The organism is Chryseobacterium formosum (assembly GCF_026460885.1).
Lineage (GTDB): Bacteria > Bacteroidota > Bacteroidia > Flavobacteriales > Weeksellaceae > Chryseobacterium > Chryseobacterium formosus.
The window spans coordinates 246,906-267,290 of sequence record NZ_JAOVZW010000004.1 but is presented as its reverse complement, the minus strand read 5'-3'; the positions used below and the strand labels follow the sequence as shown (position 1 = coordinate 267,290).

Genomic DNA, 20,385 nt, shown 5'->3' with positions numbered 1-20,385 from the left:
AAACTCTCAGATTTTTCTGAGAGTTTTTTGTTTGAAATTTAAACCATTAAGAATTATTAAGTTGTTAAGGCTAATTAATAAAAATCAATAATTTTTGAGAAGATTGAACTTAAAGCGAAGCTCAACTTAATAATTTTCAACTTCTTAAATCTACTTAATGATTCAAAAAATTTAAGCTTTCCTTTCTAAATTTAAAACCTGTACCGGTTGATAAACCAAAGGAATATGTTCCACCAAAACATCATTTCTATCCAACCCGAAAGCATCTTCATCTTTCTGCCCGAAACGTTTTAGGAAGAAATAAGAATTAAGAATAATTCCTTCTTTTAGGGCAAATTCGTTTTCTACAGAAAGGAATTTTTCCAGCAAAATAAATTTAAAATCGATGGTAGGATTATATTTTGTAGTTCCGTTATTTCTGAGGTGAAGGTTGAGCTCTTTATTGGCAATTAAATCATCAATAATTTTCTCGAAATACAGCTCGGTTCTTGGCTGAATTCTGAAACCAATATTCAATACAATTTTAATAACTTTATCATCAACCAATTCAGAAACTTCGTAATCCAACGTATACGGATGATTGGTTCTATTGATATGAAAAAACCAGTATACATCGGCTCTTTTGGGCTTTTTATCGAAAATAGAGTTGATGATTTTCTCTTCAATCTGATCTCTTCTATCCGCTTTAGTAAGGTAAATAAGATGCGTTGTAAATTTTGGAATTTCGGTATCATGACTTAATTCGACAATCTGATTGGCAAATTTTCCAAGATCGGTAAATTTCGTGTATCGGTTGTTGATTTTTCGACCAAAATAACTGACATACATAACCATAAAGAAAATTCCTCCGACAAAAACTGTAATATAACCGCCTTCCTGAAATTTAACCAAGTTGGCTATAAAAAATGAAATTTCAATAATCGCAAAAACCAGAAGCAGTGAAAAGACAAAAATTTTATTCCATTTTAATTTATAAACTAAGAAATAAGAAAGTAAAAACGTTGTCATCATCATCGCTAAAGTAATTGCTAAACCGTACGCAGCCTCCATTCTTGAAGACGTTTGAAAGTACAAAACAACCAGGACGCAACCAATCCACAACAAATTATTTACACTTGGAATATAAATTTGTCCTTTCGTTTCGGTAGGTTGTTTGATTGCTACTCTTTGCCAGAAATTTAAGTTGATTGCTTCATTGATTAAAGTAAAAGAACCACTTATCAAAGCCTGAGAAGCTACAATCGCCGCCAAAGTAGAAATAATTACTCCAGGAATTAAAAACCACGCAGGCATCATTTCAAAAAACGGATTTCTACCTTCTAGTAAAGGACTTCCCTGATGAAGAAGCCACGAAGCCTGTCCGAGATAATTGACAATCAGGCAAACTTTTACAAATCCCCACGTAATCCTGATGTTTTCTCTTCCGCAATGTCCCAAATCAGAGTACAAAGCTTCCGCTCCGGTGGTACATAAAAATACCGCTCCCAAGAGCCAGAAACCTTTCGGATATTGTGATAAAAGTTCGTAGGCATAATATGGATTTAAAGCCTTAATCACCGATGGATAATGCACAATCTGGCTTACTCCCAAAACCAACAAAACTGTAAACCAAATCATCATAATTGGCCCAAAAGCCCGACCCACATTATGAGTACCGAAACGCTGCAAAAAGAAAATGAGAGAAATAACCGCAATCACAATCGGAACGACGGGAACGTGCTCCACTCCTTTGATAATTCCTAAACCTTCAATTGCCGAAGTCACCGAAACGGCGGGTGTGATAATTCCGTCAGCTAACAATGCTGCTGCACCAATCATCGTAGGAATCACCATTTTTTTGCCATATCTTCTGACTAAAGAATAAAGTGAGAAAATTCCGCCTTCGCCTTGGTTATCGGCTTTTAAAGTTAGCCACACGTATTTTACGGATGTTTGCAAAACCAAAGTCCAAAAGATGCAGGAAACTCCCCCTAAAACCAATATTTCACTGATGTTTCTTTCGCCAATAATCGCTTTAAAAGTATACAACGGACTTGTACCGATGTCGCCATAAATAATTCCCAAAGCTACCACCAATGAAGCGAGCGTAACTTTTTGTTTGATGTCTGTTTTCACAAATTTTACATTTAATTTTCAGGTACAAAATTGCGCTGAAAACTGTTGGTAAAATGTAAAGTTTTGGTGGGGTTGTGTAAAGATTTTATAAAGATGAAAAAAGATTAAAATACTTATTTTCTCTACTTAAAATTATTATCTTTAACACATACAAATTTGAAGAAACACAAATAAAAATATATAGTAAGTAATGAAAAATAATGTTATAGCAATAGCAATTGATAAATATCAAAATGTTACTAGATTGAACAACTGTACAAGTGACCTAAATAAGATTTTAGACATTCTTATTACAAAATATGATTTTGAAGAGGAAAATATTGTTAAGTTATACGATGAAAATGCTACTACCGAAAATATTTTTGATGCTTTAGAAGACTCTTTTGCCAAACAAAATAGTGGTGAAAACTTAGTTATATTCTTCTCAGGTCATGGAGATTTTGATGACAAATTAGATCTAGGTTATTTTATACCATTTGAAGCAGAGCTTTATAAAAAAAATACTTATATACCAAATACTAGTGTACTTAATTATATAAAAGCTTTTGAATACAGGCATGTAGTTTTAATCTCTGATAGCTGTTTTTCTGGAAGTATTTTTAGCTATTCAAGAAAAACTAGAAATTCACATGAGAGACTGTATGAAATTCCCTCAAAATGGGCAGTAAGTTCTGGAAGAATTGAGGAGGTTGATGATGGCATACCTGGTGAAAACAGTCCTTTTACACAATCATTAATAGCAATACTTTCTTCAGGTACTCATAATATTAGTATTTCCGAGCTAACAAATCAAGTTGTAAAAGATGTTGCAGATAAATACGAACAAATTCCAAGAGGTGCAGCACTACAAAATTTAGGTGACAAAGGTGGTGAATTTTTCTTTAAAATTAAGACAAAAAAAATAACTAAAGTTCAAGATAAGGACTTTGATTCAAAATTACCCTCTACTTTAAATGAAATTATTTTAGAGTATTTTAATTTTCAAGAAAAACTTGAAATTGCTGAAAATAATAATAATTCTGCAACATCAAGAAGATTAATTGAAGAATTAAAATATATAAAAAAATCTCTTGACAGGGATATGATTAGATATTTTGAGTTGGAAAAGTCCGATTCAAAATTCTTAGATGAAATTAATTCAACTTTAGGAGTAAATATCAAAAATGATTTGAATGAATTAAAAAGTTATCGAATAAAAAAACAGGAAAAAGTTAGAGTACAAGACTATTTAGAAGCTCGAAGACTAAAAGATGTTGAAGAATCAATACAGGAAAAACTAACAAAACTGTTTAATAAAAAGAAAACAAATTTTATCCATAAATTAGGTAATTCGGAAGAAAATATTGTGTCAGATTATGCACTAGTTTCATTACTAAAAGATATATTTTCAACTGGACTCTCTTATTCAAAAAATATTGTTATTGAAGATATTTTTAAAGATATATTCTTTTATAAACTCGCAAAGGATTTAGGCAAAATAACTAAATATCGATTCGAAGAACATTTTGAGGAATATAGTAGAAATATTAAGAACATTTTTGACAAAGAAATTGCAATTGAAAACAATAATGAAAATATTATGTATGAAGAATTTGCAAGAAATTACGTGTCAGAATTTAGAAAAAAGTAATATAATACTCACGTCTCACTTCCCAAATCTATATCCCACTCCACTTTCCGTCACAATATATTTCGGCTGATTGGGGTTGTCTTCAATTTTCTTGCGCAAAGTTCCCACAAAGACTCGCAAATATTGAGTTTCAGTTTGAAAACCAACGCCCCAAATTTCCTTTAAAATAAACTGATGCGTTAAAACTCTGCCTTCATTTCGGGCAAAAAGAGAAAGCAGATTAAACTCTGTGGAAGTCAGTTTCAGGACTTCATTATTCTTCTTTGCGGTCCGGGAAATAATATCGATTTCCAGTTCACCGATTTTGATATTAGATTCGTCGTTTTCTATGCTGTTTCTTCTGATCGCAGAACGAATTCTCGCCATGAGTTCAGCAGTGCGAAAAGGCTTCGTTAAATAATCCGTAGCACCGTTATCCAAAGCCGAAACAATATCTTCCTCGTTATCGATTACCGAAAGAATAATAATCGATTTATTGTACCATTCCCTAAGTTCTTTCAGCACGATATGTCCGCTTTTATCGGGTAAACCGAGGTCTAGAATAATCAATTCGGGAGGATGATTGGCTGCCGAAATCTGAGCTTCTTTTCCTGTAGTTGCGAGACGAACTTTGTAATCGTTGCTTTCTAAAGTAATCTGAAGCAGTTTTCTGATCTGTGCTTCGTCATCGACGACTAAAATTTCGTGCTTATTCATTTTTCAGATGGTTTATGTATGAGGTTTCTGCAGGAATTTCAATCGTAAAAACGGTTCCGTTCGGAATATTATGCTGTAAAGAAATCGTTCCGTTTTGAGCTTCTGTAAAGCCTTTTACGATGGATAATCCTAATCCGCTTCCGCCGGTTTTGCTGTCGGGAAGTCTTCGGAATTTATCAAAGATCAATTGATGTTCGTTTTCGGGAATTCCTTTTCCATTGTCTGAAATAATGATTTTACAGTTTTCAGATTCATGGGAAATTTTAATTTCAATAATAGAATTTGACGGTGTATATTGAACGGCATTATGCAAAAGATTCAACAAAATCTGTTCGGTAAAACCAATATCTAGTTTAAAAAGTGGAAGATTTTCATCAACATTATAATTTAATTGATGACCATCACAATTTTCTATTTTTTGAATAACAGAATTTGTCAGTTCATTCATATCGCACCAATCTGATTTTGGTTTTAAAATTCCGCTTTCAATACGGCTCATGTTGAGAATATTTTCAACTTGTCGGTTGAGACGGACGGTTGCAATATCAATATCATTTAATAAATCCAATCGTTGTGTAGGATTTAGTTTTTCATTGGAATCTTTTAATGTATCAACAGTTCCTAAAATTGTGGCAATTGGGGTTCTTAATTCGTGAGAAAGTGAGTTTAAAAGGGTATTGTACAATTTTATAGTTTGTTCTTTTTCTTCTTTATCTCTTGCTTTTCGTTCGGCCTGTCTTATTTTAAAGGTTAAAACAGCGTTTAATAAAGCAACAAAAAAGTAAGAAAGAAACATTAAAAGATCTTCTGTACTGCGAATTTCCAGAGTAAATTGAGGTTCAATAAAAAGAAAATTCCAGATCAGTGCGCTTAAAAAAGCCGCTAAAAGTACCGGAAAAATATCAAACAGCATCGCAATGACTGAAACTGTCAATAAAAGTATCAGTGCAGAAACTCTGTAATTGATTTCGTTTCTTATCAAAAAACAAAGCACAGAAACAGTGAGTACAGAAAATGCACTTAGCAGATATTGTCGGTATTTTGTCGTGTTAGAGGCTTTCAAGTTTTGCTGAAAAAGAAAATCAAAATTAGTTATTTAGATATAAAGATTTCATAAAACTTTTAAACAAAAAAAATCCCAAGAAATAATCTCAGGATTGATCTTTAATTAAAATCAAATATTATTTATCTGATTTTTGACTTTTAGACTTGATGAAATAAGAGAAACCAATGTTTGCTCCAAAAGTTTTCACATTCGTTTTAACTTCTGTTCCGAAATAAGTCTCTTTGTTTGAAAACTGATCGTAAGAAACTCCTAAATTGATACCCAATGACTGAGTTGCCATATAAGTAATTCCTCCTTTTACTTTCCAAGCTAAACCATCAGTTGTCATTTCTTCAGATTCTGTTACGCCCATAAAATCTACAGACCCTTTGTTTTTTACAGACGCATAACCTGCTCCTGCTCCTAGGAAAGGAACAAATTTAGAATCGTTTGTGAAATAATACGTTGCAGTAGGCATTACCGTTAAGCTAGAAACTGTTGATTTTAAACCTTCATATTTCGTTGTAGCTGTTGTAAAACCAAGGTCGATTCCTACAGCTAATTTGTCGATAACAAAATATCCTACAGATGGAGTTACAGAAAATGTACTTACTTTAGGACCGTCTTCAGTTTGTCCATCTGCTTTGTAAGTTGTATTCACGTTATTAAAACCCATTCCTGTGTTTCCGCTGATTACCCAGTCTCCTTTAGTCATTTGAGCATTTGAAAGCCCGAAAAGTGCAATTGCACCCACTAATAATGATTTTTTCATAGTTATTGATATTTGAGTCGGCAAAAATACAAAAAAAATCCTGAGAAATAATCTCAGGATTTATATCAATATATGTTTACTAATTATTTAGCAAAAACATATTTAACACCGATACCTACGTTAGCTAGGTTTAAACCGAAGCTATAGTTGTTTGTAGCTTCACCGTCTTTTGGTTTGAAGTTGTTGTAACCGAATTCTCCGATTGTAGCTTCAATAGTCCAGTTTTTGTTTAAGAAATAATCTAAACCTGGCTTTACAGTTACTCCAATTGAAGTGTATTTAGCTTCAGTAGAAATAGAAGAACTAGATGTAGTACTTCCAGCTGTAGTTACAGAAGAAACTTCAGATTCAGCTTTTCCAAATTCCATTGGTACAGCTAATTGACCGAAGAAATACAATTTATCAGACAAAGTCCAGTATTTTCTAGCGAAAGGAGCTACAACAAATGCAGGATATTTTTCTTCAGCAGTGTTTACTGTTGTAGATAATGGAGTTGTTGTAGTAGAAATTGTAGTGTTTTTTACAGTTTGGTAACCTACTCCTAAACCTACTGCGAAGTTTGGTGCTACGAAAAATCCTGCTGTAGGAACAATATTTAATTCTTCACTTTTCAAGTTTCCGTTGTTAGTCTCTACTTGAGAATAACCTGCAGTACCTGATAAATAAATAGTTCCTTTAGCGATTTGTGCATTAGATAAACCGAAAAGTGCAACAGCACTAGCTACTAATAATTTTTTCATTTTATAATAATTTTATACTTTCTTGGGTGCAAATTTATAAGGGTAATTTTCAATATTAAAATTTCTTAATGTGATTAATATCACTCATGAATATTATGTTTTATCATATAGAAATCGCATATAAGAGATATAAATGTTATTTTTTCAAAAATTAACATAAAAAAACTCTGATTTTTCAATCAGAGTCCATTATTGTTGTTTAACTATTTATTTCAAAAAGAAATTCACACCTAAATTAATAGCACCAAAATTAGAATCAACTCTTCTGTCTCTTCTTTCCCAATCTCCTCTCTCACTTCCGATATTTTGGTAACCTAAGTACAATTCTGCTTTCGGTAATTGAAATCCTACTTTTGGATATACATAAATACCGCTGTCAATACCATCTTTAGTGGAAATAGCTCCTCCCAAATCCAAGCCTACGAAAAGCGGAAGACCATTAAATCTGTATTTTCCAGAAGCCGCCAAAGGAATAAATCCAAAATCTTCCCATCTGTCTTTACCGAAAAAATGCGAATATCCTGAAGCGATACCAACGTCTAAACCTTTCATTACGTTCCACATATATGCTGCATCAACACCTAAAGTAAATGACGAAACACTTGAAGCATCACCTACAGGAGCACCAATATGACCACCTAACTTAAATCCTGACTGAGCTTGCGCAACTCCACCAAACAATGCAAAAGCACCTAGTAATAGTAATTTTTTCATTTTAATAATTTAAAATTTGTTATTAACTCAATTATTTTCTTGTATAGCAAACACAATGCCGCAGGAATTTTGATTACACAAAAAAAGCAAGACAAAAAATTGCCTTGCTCTATAATCGTTTGATCAATAATTTCTTAGTTTCCTCCGAATTTGAAACCTACACCAACTTGTAAAAAGCTATTTGTAACCTTTCCATCACTTTTAGATAAATCAGAAATACCATAATTGTATCTTGCATCAAAGAACAATCCGTTTTCTAACATATATTCTGCACCTAAGAATGGAGCAATATTTAGAGTGTTAACATCATTTTTAATATCTACATCATCATCACCTTCGATATCTAAACCTGGAAGCCCAAGACCTGCATCAATAACAGTTTTTTGTTTTGCAGATAAAATAACACCGAAACTAGCTCCTAATGACACCGACATATTTTCAGTGATAAAATATTTTGCAGAAACAGGTATTAATAAAGTACCAAAAGTAAGCTTAGATTTTTCTCTGAAATAAAGTTGACCTTCACTCACATTATAATCTTCTTTTCCTCCAAGTGGAGAATATAAAACTTCTCCCTGAACACCAAATTTATCTCCAAATTTATGCTCTACAAGACCTCCGATATAGAATGTATGAGAAGGATCTGTACTTCTAGCTTCTAAATCATCCTGAGCTTCATCCACTTTTATTGTAGATAATGAATAACCAGCTTTTACACCAAATCTTGTTTCCTGTGCATTAACAGTAATTCCCGCCACAGCAATAGAAGCAATAAGTAATAATTTTTTCATAATTTAAAGTTTTTTAACAAATTTTAAGAGTTCAAATATATCACTTTTTACAGAACTACAAAATGTTTTTAAAATTTCTTTAAACTTTTTTGAAATTATTCTTTATTACGCTTGTCTTCTTCGTTGTAGGCTAAGATAATTTTCTTCACAACAGGGTGTCTTACAACATCTTCTTCATTTAAATATACAAATCCAATTTCTTTTACGTCTTTCAATATTCTCATCGCTTCCTTCAAGCCAGAATGTTGTTTTGGAGGTAAATCAATCTGAGTAGGATCTCCCGTAATGATAAATTTAGCATTCATTCCCATTCTCGTTAAAAACATTTTCATTTGAGCGTGGGTTGTATTTTGAGCTTCATCCAAAATTACAAAAGCATCATCTAGAGTTCTACCTCTCATAAAAGCTAAAGGCGCCACTTCAATTACTTTTTTCTCCATAAAACCTTCCAGTTTCTCATGAGGAATCATATCACGAAGTGCATCGTATAAAGGCTGTAAATAAGGATCAAGCTTTTCTTTAAGATCTCCCGGTAAAAAACCAAGACTTTCTCCGGCTTCAACGGCAGGTCTTGTTAAAACAATTCTTTTAACTTCCTTATCTCTCAAAGCTCGAGCTGCCAAAGCAACACTTGTGTACGTTTTTCCCGTTCCGGCTGGTCCGATTGCAAAAACCATATCTTTTTTCTCACTTTCTTTTACGAGTTTTTTAAGATTGGTTGTTTTAGCTTTAATAATTTTTCCGTTAACACCTTTTACGATGATGTCCTGATCAAAAACCAAATGTTTTTCATTCTCATCCTTAAGATTGAGGAAGTTTTCAACATCTTTTAATCCTATCGAATTATTCTTGGAAATAAACGAAACGATATCGTCCAGCTTTTGTTTAAATATATCTAAAGCCTCCTGATTTCCCATCGCAAAGACAAAATGATCACGGCCCGTGATTTTAAGTGTCGGAAAGCTTGATTTTATTAAATTGAAATATTGGTTATTAACTCCGTAGAAGTTTTTTGCATCAATACCTTCTAATTCATACGTTAATTCAAACATGCAAATATTTTTATTTTAGATTTTAAATTTAGAAGTTTTTTTTTAATTTTAAATCAAATTCTTTTCCACAATAGCCGTTTCTTTCCTTTTATTTTAGATAAATTTGCAATTCTATCTCTTTTATTCATGTCAATTATTACCCTCACTTCAGATTTCGGAAGATTAGATTACAGAGTTTCGGCTATGAAAGGAAAAATTCTGTCTTTAAATCCTGAAGTTAACAGCGTTGATATTACCCATGATATTCAGGCATATAACCTGATTCAGACGTCTTATATTGTAAGAAATGCTTATCAATATTTCCCGAAAGGAACCATTCATATTGTTTCTGTAGATAGTTTTTTTCATAAATCAAGAAAAAATATTCTTTATAAAGCAGACGGACATTACTTTTTGGCAGCCGACAACGGAATTTTAAGTTTAATTTTTTTTGATATTAAACCTGAAGCTATTTACGAAATCACTTTAAACAACCGTTTTGATGATATTGTAAACTTCACTTCTACTGATGTTTTTGTTCCTGTTGCTGTTCATTTGGCAAATGGCGGACTTCCTGAAGTTATCGGGCGAAAAATAGATTCTGTAAAACAGCTTTTATTTCCGAAACCGGTTTATAATGAGTCTGAAAAGATGATTATCGGTGAAGTAATGTACATTGATAATTTCGGAAACATAATTTCGAATATCAATAAAGATTCTTTTGAGACTTTAGCGAAAGGTTTTGAGAGTTTTACCATCAAATTCAGGAATTTAAGTCTGTCAAAAATCTATTCAAGTCACACCGAAGTTGTAGCCGATTGGGAAAGAGAAACCGAATATCACGGGCAATCTGCGGCTATCTTCAACGACAGCGATCAATTGGAATTAACCATCTACAAAGGCAGCAAAAAGAATGGTGCCAAAACCCTTTTCGGACTGAATGTGGGAGAAAATATTTACATCGAATTTTTCTAAAATTATCTATTTCATAAAAAAACCGATTTTTTTTATATATTTGTCAAAATCTAAAATTTAAAAATGGCAGAATACAAATTATTGCTTCCTTCGATGGGTGAAGGCGTGATGGAAGCTACAGTTATCACTTGGTTATTCAACGAAGGCGACCAGGTAAAGGAAGATGATTCGGTAGTAGAAATTGCGACGGATAAAGTAGATTCAGACGTTCCGACACCAGTTTCGGGGAAAATCGTAAAAATCCTTAAACAGAAAGACGAAGTTGCAAAAGTAGGTGAAGCCATCGCTATTTTAGAAATTGAAGGAGAAGGCGGAAGTACATCTTCAGAAGAGATAAAAACTGAAACTTCAGCTCCTGATGCAGAAACAATCAAGGCAATTGAAGAGCCTTTAAACCCAACTGCAACCTCTCACGTAGAATTTTCGGGAGATTTATACCTTTCTCCACTTGTAAAATCTATCGCTCAACAGGAAAACATTTCTGAATCTGAACTAAAAACGATTAAAGGAAACGGTTTAGAAGGAAGAATTACAAAAGAAGATATTTTAGCTCACGTTGCCAACAGAGGAAATCAGCCAGTTTCACAAGCTGTACCAGTACAACAAGCGGCTTCAACTCCAGCTCCAAAAGCGGTGGCAATTTCAACTCCGGCAACTACAATTTCTACTTCTGCAGGTGATGAAATCATTCCTATGGACAGAATGAGAAAGATCATCGCTGAAAACATGGTGAAAGCAAAACAAATTGCTCCTCACGTAACCTCTTTCATTGAAACTGACGTAACCAACGTAGTAAAATGGAGATCGAAAAACAAAGATATGTTCGAAAAACGTGAAGGTGAAAAACTGACTTTCATGCCAATTTTCGTAAAAGCGATTGTAAAAGCTATTCAGGATTTCCCAATGATCAATGTTTCGATCAACGGTGAAAATATCATCAAGAAGAAAAATATCAACATAGGTATGGCAACAGCTTTACCAGACGGAAATCTTATTGTTCCTGTAATCAAAAATGCAGATCAATTGTCACTTTCAGGATTGGCAAAAGCGATCAACGATTTGGCTTACAGAGCAAGAAATAAGAAATTAAGACCTGAAGATACTCAAGGTGCAACATATACAATTTCTAACGTTGGAAGTTTTGGAAACTTAATGGGAACTCCTATTATTCCTCAACCACAAGTTGCAATTATGGCAATCGGAGCTATCGTTAAAAAACCTGCAGTTCTTGAAACGAAAGATGGTGATGTAATCGCAATCCGTCAGTTAATGTTTATGTCTCACTCTTACGATCACAGAGTTGTAGATGGTTCTCTAGGTGGAATGATGTTGAAACACGTTCACGATTACCTGCAGAATTGGGATATGAACACTGAAATATAAGCAATGAGTAATTGGCAATGAGTAATTTTCTTACTGCTAATTTTAATATACAAAAACCTTCGAATTTTTTCGAAGGTTTTTTTATGGAATTTTGTTTTCTTAAATTTAAAAAATAGATTTCATTATGAAATTCAAAATTTAGAACTTAAAATTACATTTGAGATTTTCATATTCATAAAAAATAATTTAGATTTGAAGAATGCGTAGGATATTAATCTACATTCGAAAAGGCTTAAAAAAATCCTTTGATAACATCCGAAACGAACAACTGAAACACAATTTGCTTCAGGCGGTTCCGTTTTGGATAGGCTCAATAATTACAGGTTTTTTTGCCGTGATGTATGCGAAAATATTTTCGTGGGGCGAAAGTCTGCTTCATTTTATTTTAAATTGGCACGATTGGATGATTTTCATTATTGCTCCCATTGGTTTCGTATTATCTTGGTGGTTGGTAAAAGAATTTGCTCCAAACGCAAAAGGAAGCGGAATTCCGCAGGTTATGGCAGCTGTAGAATTAGCAAATCCTAAAGAGCACAAAAAAATCAGAAGTCTTTTAAGCATAAAAATTATTGTATTTAAAATACTTTCTTCAGTTATTTTAGTCATTGGTGGTGGAGCTGTCGGACGAGAAGGCCCCACAATTCAGATTGCAGGTTCGGTTTTCAGAAAAGTAAATGAATATCTTCCACAATGGTGGCCGAAAATCTCCAAGAAAAACATGATTATGACCGGAGCTGCAGCAGGACTTGCAGCGGCATTCAATACCCCTTTAGGAGGAATTGTATTTGCGGTTGAAGAACTTTCAAAGACGCACATTAATTATTTTAAAACAGCTCTTTTTACTGCGGTTATTATTGCAGGTTTAACGGCTCAAACCTTAGCCGGATCTTATTTATATTTAGCCTATCCTAAAACTAATGATGTTTCATTAATGGTGATGTTTCCAATTATTTTAGTTGCGGGGATTGCCGGAATTTTAGCCAGTCAGCTTTCAGTAATTATGCTTAAAATGAACAACTGGAAGAAAAGAAACTTAAAAACAGACAGAGCGAATGTTTTCTTTTTGGTTGGCTGTGCATTAATTATAGCTTGCGTTTCATTTTTCATAAGCCGGGAAATCTTAGGTTCAGGAAAAGAAATCATCGAACGTGTACTTTTCACACAAGATAAACATGAAGATTGGTATGTACCCATCTTAAGAATGTTGGGTCCTGCTCTATCATTTACTTCCGGTGGCGCCGGAGGAATTTTCGCACCAGCATTAACAGCCGGAGCAAGTATTGGTTCAGTCATTTCAGGAATTATACATTTAACTCCGAATGAAACAAACGTTGTTATTTTAGGAGGAATGGTTGCCTTTTTAACAGGAATTACAAGAGCTCCATTTACATCAGCCATCATTGTTTTAGAAATGACAGATAGGCACTCATTAATTTTTCATCTCATGCTTGCGGGAATGATTTCTTCCATTGCATCGATTTTAGTGAGTAGACATTCTTTATATGATGTACTGAAAATGAATTTCTTAACAGAAATTAGAAAAGATTAAAATTTACTTAAAAACACAAAAAATATCACTTAAAGTAGAATTGTTGATTATTTTTTATTAACTTGCTCAGAGAATACAAAAAAATAATTATTATGAAAAGACAATTACTCAATGTATTACTTTTAGGAATTCCTGTATTTGGTTTTAGTCAGATATTTCAGGAGAATTTTGATGGAAGTGGTCAGGGAATCTCAGCATGGACTGTAATTGACGCAGACGGATTGACACCTGCAGCAAGTGTGAATTTTATCACCAATGGCTGGAATCGAATTAATAGATTAGGAACGGAAGGTAATTTTGGCGGTCCTGCCGGAAATTATGCAGCAATGAGTACCTCTTGGTATAGTCCAGCCGGAACTTCAAATGATTGGTTAATTTCTCCAACAGTTCCTATTTCAGGAGCTTCACCTACTTTATATTGGGATGCAAAATCTCAAGACACCACTTATCTTGATGGTTACAAGGTAATGCTTTCACCAAACGGAGGTAATACAATAGCAGATTTTACAGTAGAACTTTACAGCAATACTGGAGAAAATTCTACATGGACGAGCAGAGCTGCAAATCTTACTCCTTACATCGGGCAAAATGTACGATTTGCTTTTGTGAATAACAGTAATGATAAATTTATGCTGTTGGTTGATAACATTAAAGTAGATTACACTTATGTTGCTCCACCACCAAGTTACTGTGGTCCTTTAGCTTTTGAAAATTTATTCGGAGAGGGAGATGAACCAATTACTTTAGTAAATTTTGCCGGAATTAATAATGTCTCTGATGACGAAGAATACCTAGGAAACTCTCATGAATATTTCTTAAGCCAAATCGGAACTGTTACTCAAGGGCAATCTTACAACATCACACTAAAAGGAAACACTGCAGGAAATTATACAAGCCATTTCGCAGTTTTTGTTGATTGGAATCAAAACGGAGTACTTAATGACCCAGGAGAAGTTTATGAAGTGACTCAAACAATTACAGGTTCTACAGGACTGGATGCAATGCAAGCTGTACATTCAATCGCAGTACCTGCAACCGCACTTCCTGGAAATACAAGAATGAGAGTAAAAAAAGTTTTTGATGATACCAATTTGCTTAATCCTTGCTTAGGTGATGATTACGGCCAAGCTGAAGATTACACTCTGAACGTTTTGGATGCTCAACTAGCAGTAAATGAAGCTACAAAGAAAAATTCAGGTTTAAAAGTTTATCCTAATCCGGTATCTGATATTTTAAATATCAATTCAGATTCAAAAATTAAATCGGTAAAGATTTATGATTTGAGCGGTAAAAATGTTTTAGAAACTGAAAAATCCAGCATTAACGTTTCAGGATTAACATCAGGAACATATATCGTTACTGCACAAACCGAAAACGGAATTCAATCTTCTAAAATTATAAAAAAATAGTAGTTTTTTATTTTAAGTTTTATCTAAAGGCCTGTTTTGACAGGTCTTTTTTATTTCAAAATAATCTATAAAACATTGTGTATTATAAATATAATTCATAATTTTGCACCTCGAAATAATTAATAAATTCATTTAACATTATGAACAATTACGAAACTGTTTTCATTTTAACTCCCGTTCTATCTGAGGCTCAGGTGGAGGAAGCAGTGACCAAGTATGTAGATCTTTTGAAAGAAAAGAACTGTGAAATTGTCACTAGAGAAAATTGGGGATTAAAAAAATTAGCTTATCCTATTCAACTTAAAAAGAACGGATTCTACACTTTAATCGAGTTTAAAGGTGAAGGTACTGTAGTTGCTGATTTAGAATTGGCATTCAAACGTGACGAAAGAGTAATTCGTTACCTTACTACAAAACTAGACAAGCATGCTGTAGAGTACGCTGTAACTAGAAGAACTAAAATCAAGGCTTCAAGAGCTTAATTATTTATTAACCCAAAATTAAAAAAGACAAGACATGGCAATAGATGATATGGCTAAACAAGCCTCAGCTGGAGGAGAATCTGAAGTAAAATTCCTTACACCACTTGATATCAACACAAAAACTGATAAAAAGTACTGTAGATTCAAAAAATTCGGAATTAAGCACGTTGATTACAAAGATGCTGATTTCTTATTACAATTCGTAAACGAGCAAGGTAAAATTTTACCTAGAAGATATACTGGGACTTCTTTGAAATATCAAAGAAAAGTTTCTTCTGCGATCAAAAGAGCTAGACACTTAGCTTTGATGCCTTACGTAGCTGACTTATTAAAATAAGACAAAATAAATAAAAGAAGAGAGCAATCTCTTCTTTTGTTGCTGAATACATATTAATTCTAACTTGATTTTAGATTTCAGATAACAGATTCAGATAGCAGACAATGTCTAACATCTAACTTCTAACATCTAATCTCTAAACATCTAAAAAAAGGACAACAACAATGAACATTATTCTTAAAAAAGACGTAGAAAACTTAGGTCTTGAATTCGACACAGTAAATGTAAAGCCAGGTTATGCAAGAAACTTCTTGTTACCCCAAGGTTATGCTCTTTTAGCTACTCCTAAAAACATTGCAGCTCTTGAAGCTACTTTGGAAGCTAGAAAAGAAGAAGAAGCTAAATTAATCGCTACAGCAAACGGTGTAGTAGATCAGTTGAAGAAAACTTCTATCACTATTCCTGCAAAAGTAGGTTCTGGTGACAAATTATTCGGATCTATCAACAATTCAGATCTTTCTGCTGCTCTTGCTAAAGCTGGAGTTACTGTTGACAAGAAATATATCAAAATCCCAGGAAACACTATTAAGAGAACTGGTAAAGTAACTGCAAACATCAGATTACATAGAAATGTTGAGTACAACTTCGAATTCGACATCGTATCTGACGCACCTCCTGTAGTTGCAGCTCCTAAACCAGCTCCAAAAGCTAAAGTAGAAGAAACTCCTTCTGAAGAAGCTTAAGACTTATAGAGATTTTCTCTAAAATACAGACCACTTCAATTTGAAGTGGTTTTTTGTTTTATAAACCTTATTTAGGCAAAAGAATTGCTATAAACTCTTCAAATTTTATTTATGGAAATTCAGGAAATCGTATCAAAACAGAAAGAGTTTTTTAAAACACAACAAACGAAGAATATCAGATTCAGGAAAATGTATCTTGAAAAACTTCAGGATTTGATTGTAGAAAACGAAAACCTTTTGTACGAAGCGATTGACAAAGATTTCGGAAAGTCTAAATTTGATACATTTACCACAGAAATTTCCTTTATTTTAAATGATATTAAATATTATCTGAAAAATTTAAACTCATTTTCAAAACCTAAAAAAGTAAGTACCAATCTTGTCAATCAATTTGGTGAAAGCAGAATTCATTCTGAGCCATTAGGAAATATTTTGGTCATCGGAGCTTGGAATTATCCTTATCAACTCTCCCTCTCTCCTATTGTTGCAGCTTTGGCAGCCGGAAACTGTTGTGTCTTAAAACCAAGTGAAATTGCTGAAAATACAATGAAAATAATGGTAAAAATCATCAATGAAAATTTCCCGCCGGAATATTTGTATGCTTATGAAGGTGGAATTGATGAAACGACAGAACTTTTAAAACTAAAATTTGATAAAATATTTTTCACTGGAAGCACTAAAGTTGGGAAAATTGTTTACAAGGCTGCTGCAGAGAATCTAACTCCGGTTACTTTAGAATTAGGAGGAAAATCTCCCGCAATTATTACAAAAGATGCCAATCTTGAAGTTGCTGCTAAAAGAATTGTTTGGGGAAAATTTATAAATGCCGGACAAACCTGTGTTGCGCCCGATTATTTATTAGTCGAAGAATCCATTCAGGAACAATTTCTGGAAATGCTTAGAAAGTATATTCAAGAATTTAAATATGAACCTAATTCTGATCATTATACGAGAATTATCAATCAAAAGAATTTTGAACGACTCATTAAATTAATCAATAAGGATAAAATTTACTTCGGAGGTGATTTTAATGCTGAAAATCTTTACATACAGCCCACAATTTTAACAAATATCAATTGGAATGATGAAGTGATGCAGGAGGAGATTTTCGGACCGATTTTGCCCGTTATATCATTTACTAATTTTAATATTACTTTAAACAAAATTTTAGAACACGAAAAACCTTTAGCAGCCTATTTATTCACCAATAATTCTGAAGAAAAAGAAAATTTTACTCAAAAATTATCTTTTGGAGGAGGTTGTATTAATGATGTGATGATGCATTTAGGAAACGAAAATCTGCCATTCGGAGGCGTCGGAAATTCCGGAATCGGAAATTATCATGGTAGATTTGGTTTTGAAACTTTCTCACATCAAAAAGCTGTTTTAGAAAGAGCAACTTGGGGTGAACCGAATATAAAATACCCTCCTTATTCAGAGAAAAAATTAAGCTGGATAAAAAGATTTATGTAAAATAAAAAAACCGAGAAGACTTTCTCGGTTTGCATTTTTAAGATTTTGATGGAGACCATTTTTCGAAAAACTCTTTCGTTTTGTCTAAACTGTAGCCTTTTCCTTCCTCCAAAACATCACTTTGCTGTACATGAATCATTTTTCCGCTTCCATCCAAAACAATGAAAACAGGATAACCAAATTTTTCGCCCGGATTTCCATATTGAGAAAAAACTTTTTCATTTTTATTATCCGGAGAATAATTTAAATGATAGTAAACAAAATTTTTATCAACGATTTTCTTCAATTCTGGAGTAGTTTGTACATATTGATTAAATCTCAAACACCAAATACACCAATTTCCTCCCGCTTGAATCATTACATTTTTGCCTTCTTTTCTTGCATTTGCAATTAACTGTTGAATATCTTCCTCGGCATTAGCTTTAGGATCGTAAGGTTTGGGTAATTTCGCTTTCTCTTCTGCTGCTTTTTTCTTCGCATCTAGTTCTGCATGGTCTGTTTTTACCAGCAAAGTTTTATCTTTATCTCTCACATTAGGCTCTACTTTCAAATCTTGAGAAAATCCCAAGAAACTCAATCCAAGAAAAGCCGTTAACATCAATTTTTTCATAATATAAAAATAAAAAAATAATAGTATTTGCAAGCAAAAATAGAACCATAATTTTATTATCCGTAAATTTGCCTGTTTTATGAACTTCCTGATTAAAATATTATACCTGATTTCAAAAATTCCTCTGAAAATATTATATATATTTTCAGACATTATTTTCTTCCTGAATTACTACATCGTAGGATACAGAAAAAAAGTAATTACCCAAAATTTGAAAAATTCTTTTCCTGAAAAATCTGATGAAGAAATTGCTGAAATCAGAAAAAAGTTCTATCTAAATTTCTCAGATTATTTGGCTGAAACTATAAAATCTTTCAGTATTTCAGAAACTGAAACGCGTGTAAGAATACAGTATATTAATCAGCATCTCTTTCATGAAGCTAAAGCTGAAGGGAAAAATATAATTCTCATGGCAGGTCACGTTTTCAATTGGGAATGGATGAATGCTTTTGCACCGGTAACTCCCCAAAAACATTCACACCCTGTTTATAGAAAGGTGAACAGTAGCTTTTGGGAAGATCAGATGAAAAAGGTTAGAAGTAAATTTGGAAATGAACCTTTAGAAGCAAATGAGGTAATTCTCAATATTTTCAGGAATAAAAATGATGGTGACACTATTTATCTTTTTGTTGCAGATCAAACGCCACACGTTGCTCACGTAAATTACGGATTAGAATTTTTAAACCAAAGAACTCCTGCTTTCATTGGCTATGATAAATTGGCAACAAGAATGGATCTTATATTCATTTATTGTGATATGAAGAAAGTGAAAAGAGGTTTTTACCAAGTGAATTATCATAGAATTTATCCGGATGGAGAAAAGTTTGTAAAAAATGAAGTGGTAAGAAAATTTCATCATTTGCTTGAAAATACAATCAAAAAAAATCCTGACAATTATCTTTGGTCACACAGAAAATGGAAGTATCAGGATTCTATAAAAACTTATGACGGCGAATAAATGACAGAAAATTCTAAAAATCTTGCGGTTGTTATCTTAAACTGGAACGGAAAAAACTGGCTTCAAAAGTTTCTTCCAAACGTTATACAATTTTCTGAAGAATATGAAATTTACGTTATTGATAATAACTCTACAGATAACTCGGTTGAAATTTTACAAAGAGAATTTCCGACTGTAAAAATCATTATCAATGATAAAAATTATGGTTTTGCAGGTGGTTATAATGAAGGTTTAAAAAAAATAAATGCAGAATACTACTGCCTCCTTAATTCTGATGTTGAAGTTACCGAAAACTGGATTAAGCCTGTTTTAACTTTATTTGAAAGAGATTCCTCAATTACTGCAATTCAGCCTAAAATTTTATCATTTACTAATAAAGATTATTTTGAATTTGCCGGAGCTGGAGGTGGCTTAATTGATAATTTAGGTTATCCGTATTGCAGAGGAAGAGTTTTCGATGATGTGGAAAAAGATAACGGACAATACAACGACGAAACTGAGATTTTCTGGGCTTCAGGATGTTGTTTTTTTATTCGTTTTAAAGATTTTTGGGAGCAGAAAGGTTTTGACGAAAGATTTTTTGCGCATCAGGAAGAAATAGATCTTTGTTGGAGATTAATTAATTCAGGAAAGAAAATATTTTACACCGGAAAATCGAAAGTTTATCACGTTGGTGGTGGAACTTTAAATAAACAAAGTGCGCAGAAAACATATTTAAACATCAGAAATAATCTTTCGATGATGTTGAAAAATTTACCTTTTCCAAGACTGATTTGGCTAATCTTTTTCAGATTATGTTTAGATGGAATTGCTTCATTCTATTTTGCTTATAAGAATGGATTTTCACATCTTTGGGCGGTTGCGAGAGGTCATTTCGGATTCTATACACAACTTCCTGAAACTTTAAAACGTCGCCAAAAACATCAAAAATCAGAATACTACCAAACCAAATGGCTTATCTTCAAGCATTTTTTAGGAGGAAAATAATTTAA

General features: G+C 32.9%; 20 protein-coding genes. 11 read left to right on the top strand and 9 right to left on the bottom strand.

From position 1 onward, the window contains the following. Window positions 1–171: 171 nt before the first annotated feature. On the bottom strand, window positions 172–2,115 hold the full coding sequence (locus OF897_RS05645) for a KUP/HAK/KT family potassium transporter (protein ID WP_267264712.1): 1,944 nt from the start codon (window positions 2,113–2,115) through the stop codon (window positions 172–174). A 190-nt stretch (window positions 2,116–2,305) separates the two neighbouring features. On the opposite strand from OF897_RS05645, the gene OF897_RS05640 reads away from it, so the two are divergent. Further along, the gene (locus tag OF897_RS05640; RefSeq protein WP_267264711.1) at window positions 2,306–3,745 is read left to right on the top strand and encodes a caspase family protein; all 1,440 of its coding nucleotides are present in this window, start codon (window positions 2,306–2,308) and stop codon (window positions 3,743–3,745) included. A 15-nt stretch (window positions 3,746–3,760) separates the two neighbouring features. Here OF897_RS05640 and OF897_RS05635 read toward each other — a convergent pair whose 3' ends face one another. The 7 genes from OF897_RS05635 to OF897_RS05605 form a co-directional block, all read right to left on the bottom strand. Then, window positions 3,761–4,441 (bottom strand): response regulator, encoded by a 681-nt coding sequence (locus OF897_RS05635; protein ID WP_267264710.1) that lies wholly within the window; start codon window positions 4,439–4,441, stop codon window positions 3,761–3,763. Next, the gene (locus OF897_RS05630; protein ID WP_267264709.1) at window positions 4,434–5,504 is read right to left on the bottom strand and encodes a sensor histidine kinase; all 1,071 of its coding nucleotides are present in this window, start codon (window positions 5,502–5,504) and stop codon (window positions 4,434–4,436) included. Before OF897_RS05630 ends, OF897_RS05635 begins: the two co-directional genes overlap by 8 nt. A 118-nt stretch (window positions 5,505–5,622) precedes the next feature. After that, window positions 5,623–6,258 carry an OmpW family outer membrane protein gene (locus OF897_RS05625; RefSeq protein WP_267264708.1) on the bottom strand — a complete coding sequence of 212 codons (636 nt, stop codon included), beginning with the start codon at window positions 6,256–6,258 and terminating at the stop codon, window positions 5,623–5,625. 83 nt (window positions 6,259–6,341) lie between these two features. Further along, the gene (locus tag OF897_RS05620) at window positions 6,342–6,998 is read right to left on the bottom strand and encodes an outer membrane beta-barrel protein (protein WP_267264707.1); all 657 of its coding nucleotides are present in this window, start codon (window positions 6,996–6,998) and stop codon (window positions 6,342–6,344) included. Between the two features lie 207 nt (window positions 6,999–7,205). Further along, complete coding sequence (locus OF897_RS05615; protein WP_267264706.1) at window positions 7,206–7,712, bottom strand: hypothetical protein; 507 nt, start codon at window positions 7,710–7,712, stop codon at window positions 7,206–7,208. 134 nt (window positions 7,713–7,846) lie between these two features. Further along, the gene (locus OF897_RS05610; protein ID WP_267264705.1) at window positions 7,847–8,503 is read right to left on the bottom strand and encodes a porin family protein; all 657 of its coding nucleotides are present in this window, start codon (window positions 8,501–8,503) and stop codon (window positions 7,847–7,849) included. Window positions 8,504–8,598: 95 nt separating this feature from the next. Then, window positions 8,599–9,555 (bottom strand): PhoH family protein, encoded by a 957-nt coding sequence (locus OF897_RS05605; RefSeq protein ID WP_267264704.1) that lies wholly within the window; start codon window positions 9,553–9,555, stop codon window positions 8,599–8,601. A 126-nt stretch (window positions 9,556–9,681) separates the two neighbouring features. Between OF897_RS05605 and OF897_RS05600 the strand changes: the two genes are divergently transcribed. The 8 genes from OF897_RS05600 (at window position 9,682) to OF897_RS05565 (ending at window position 17,825) form a co-directional block, all read left to right on the top strand. Beyond that, window positions 9,682–10,509 (top strand): SAM hydrolase/SAM-dependent halogenase family protein, encoded by an 828-nt coding sequence (locus tag OF897_RS05600; protein WP_267264703.1) that lies wholly within the window; start codon window positions 9,682–9,684, stop codon window positions 10,507–10,509. A gap of 63 nt (window positions 10,510–10,572) precedes the next feature. After that, window positions 10,573–11,892 (top strand): dihydrolipoamide acetyltransferase family protein, encoded by a 1,320-nt coding sequence (locus OF897_RS05595; protein ID WP_267264702.1) that lies wholly within the window; start codon window positions 10,573–10,575, stop codon window positions 11,890–11,892. Between the two features lie 199 nt (window positions 11,893–12,091). Then, window positions 12,092–13,441 carry a chloride channel protein gene (locus tag OF897_RS05590; RefSeq protein WP_267264701.1) on the top strand — a complete coding sequence of 450 codons (1,350 nt, stop codon included), beginning with the start codon at window positions 12,092–12,094 and terminating at the stop codon, window positions 13,439–13,441. A gap of 92 nt (window positions 13,442–13,533) precedes the next feature. Continuing rightward, entirely contained in the window at window positions 13,534–14,850 is a 1,317-nt protein-coding gene (locus OF897_RS05585; protein WP_267264700.1) for a T9SS-dependent choice-of-anchor J family protein, read from the top strand. Between the two features lie 140 nt (window positions 14,851–14,990). After that, window positions 14,991–15,332 (top strand): 30S ribosomal protein S6, encoded by a 342-nt coding sequence (gene rpsF, locus OF897_RS05580; RefSeq protein ID WP_267264699.1) that lies wholly within the window; start codon window positions 14,991–14,993, stop codon window positions 15,330–15,332. Window positions 15,333–15,366: 34 nt separating this feature from the next. Next, the gene (gene rpsR, locus OF897_RS05575) at window positions 15,367–15,669 is read left to right on the top strand and encodes a 30S ribosomal protein S18 (RefSeq protein ID WP_074229140.1); all 303 of its coding nucleotides are present in this window, start codon (window positions 15,367–15,369) and stop codon (window positions 15,667–15,669) included. A gap of 164 nt (window positions 15,670–15,833) precedes the next feature. Further along, on the top strand, window positions 15,834–16,352 hold the full coding sequence (rplI, locus tag OF897_RS05570; protein WP_267264698.1) for a 50S ribosomal protein L9: 519 nt from the start codon (window positions 15,834–15,836) through the stop codon (window positions 16,350–16,352). 111 nt (window positions 16,353–16,463) lie between these two features. Then, entirely contained in the window at window positions 16,464–17,825 is a 1,362-nt protein-coding gene (locus OF897_RS05565; RefSeq protein ID WP_267264697.1) for an aldehyde dehydrogenase, read from the top strand. A 37-nt stretch (window positions 17,826–17,862) separates the two neighbouring features. Here the strand turns inward: OF897_RS05565 and OF897_RS05560 are convergent, their stop codons facing one another. Further along, window positions 17,863–18,435, bottom strand: a complete 573-nt coding sequence (locus OF897_RS05560; protein ID WP_267264696.1) for a thioredoxin family protein — start codon at window positions 18,433–18,435, stop codon at window positions 17,863–17,865. 79 nt (window positions 18,436–18,514) lie between these two features. Here OF897_RS05560 and OF897_RS05555 point away from each other — a divergent pair, with 79 nt between their 5' ends. Then, entirely contained in the window at window positions 18,515–19,393 is an 879-nt protein-coding gene (locus OF897_RS05555) for a lysophospholipid acyltransferase family protein (protein ID WP_267264695.1), read from the top strand. Then, window positions 19,394–20,380, top strand: a complete 987-nt coding sequence (locus tag OF897_RS05550; RefSeq protein ID WP_267264694.1) for a glycosyltransferase family 2 protein — start codon at window positions 19,394–19,396, stop codon at window positions 20,378–20,380. The last annotated feature ends 5 nt before the right edge of the window (window positions 20,381–20,385 follow it).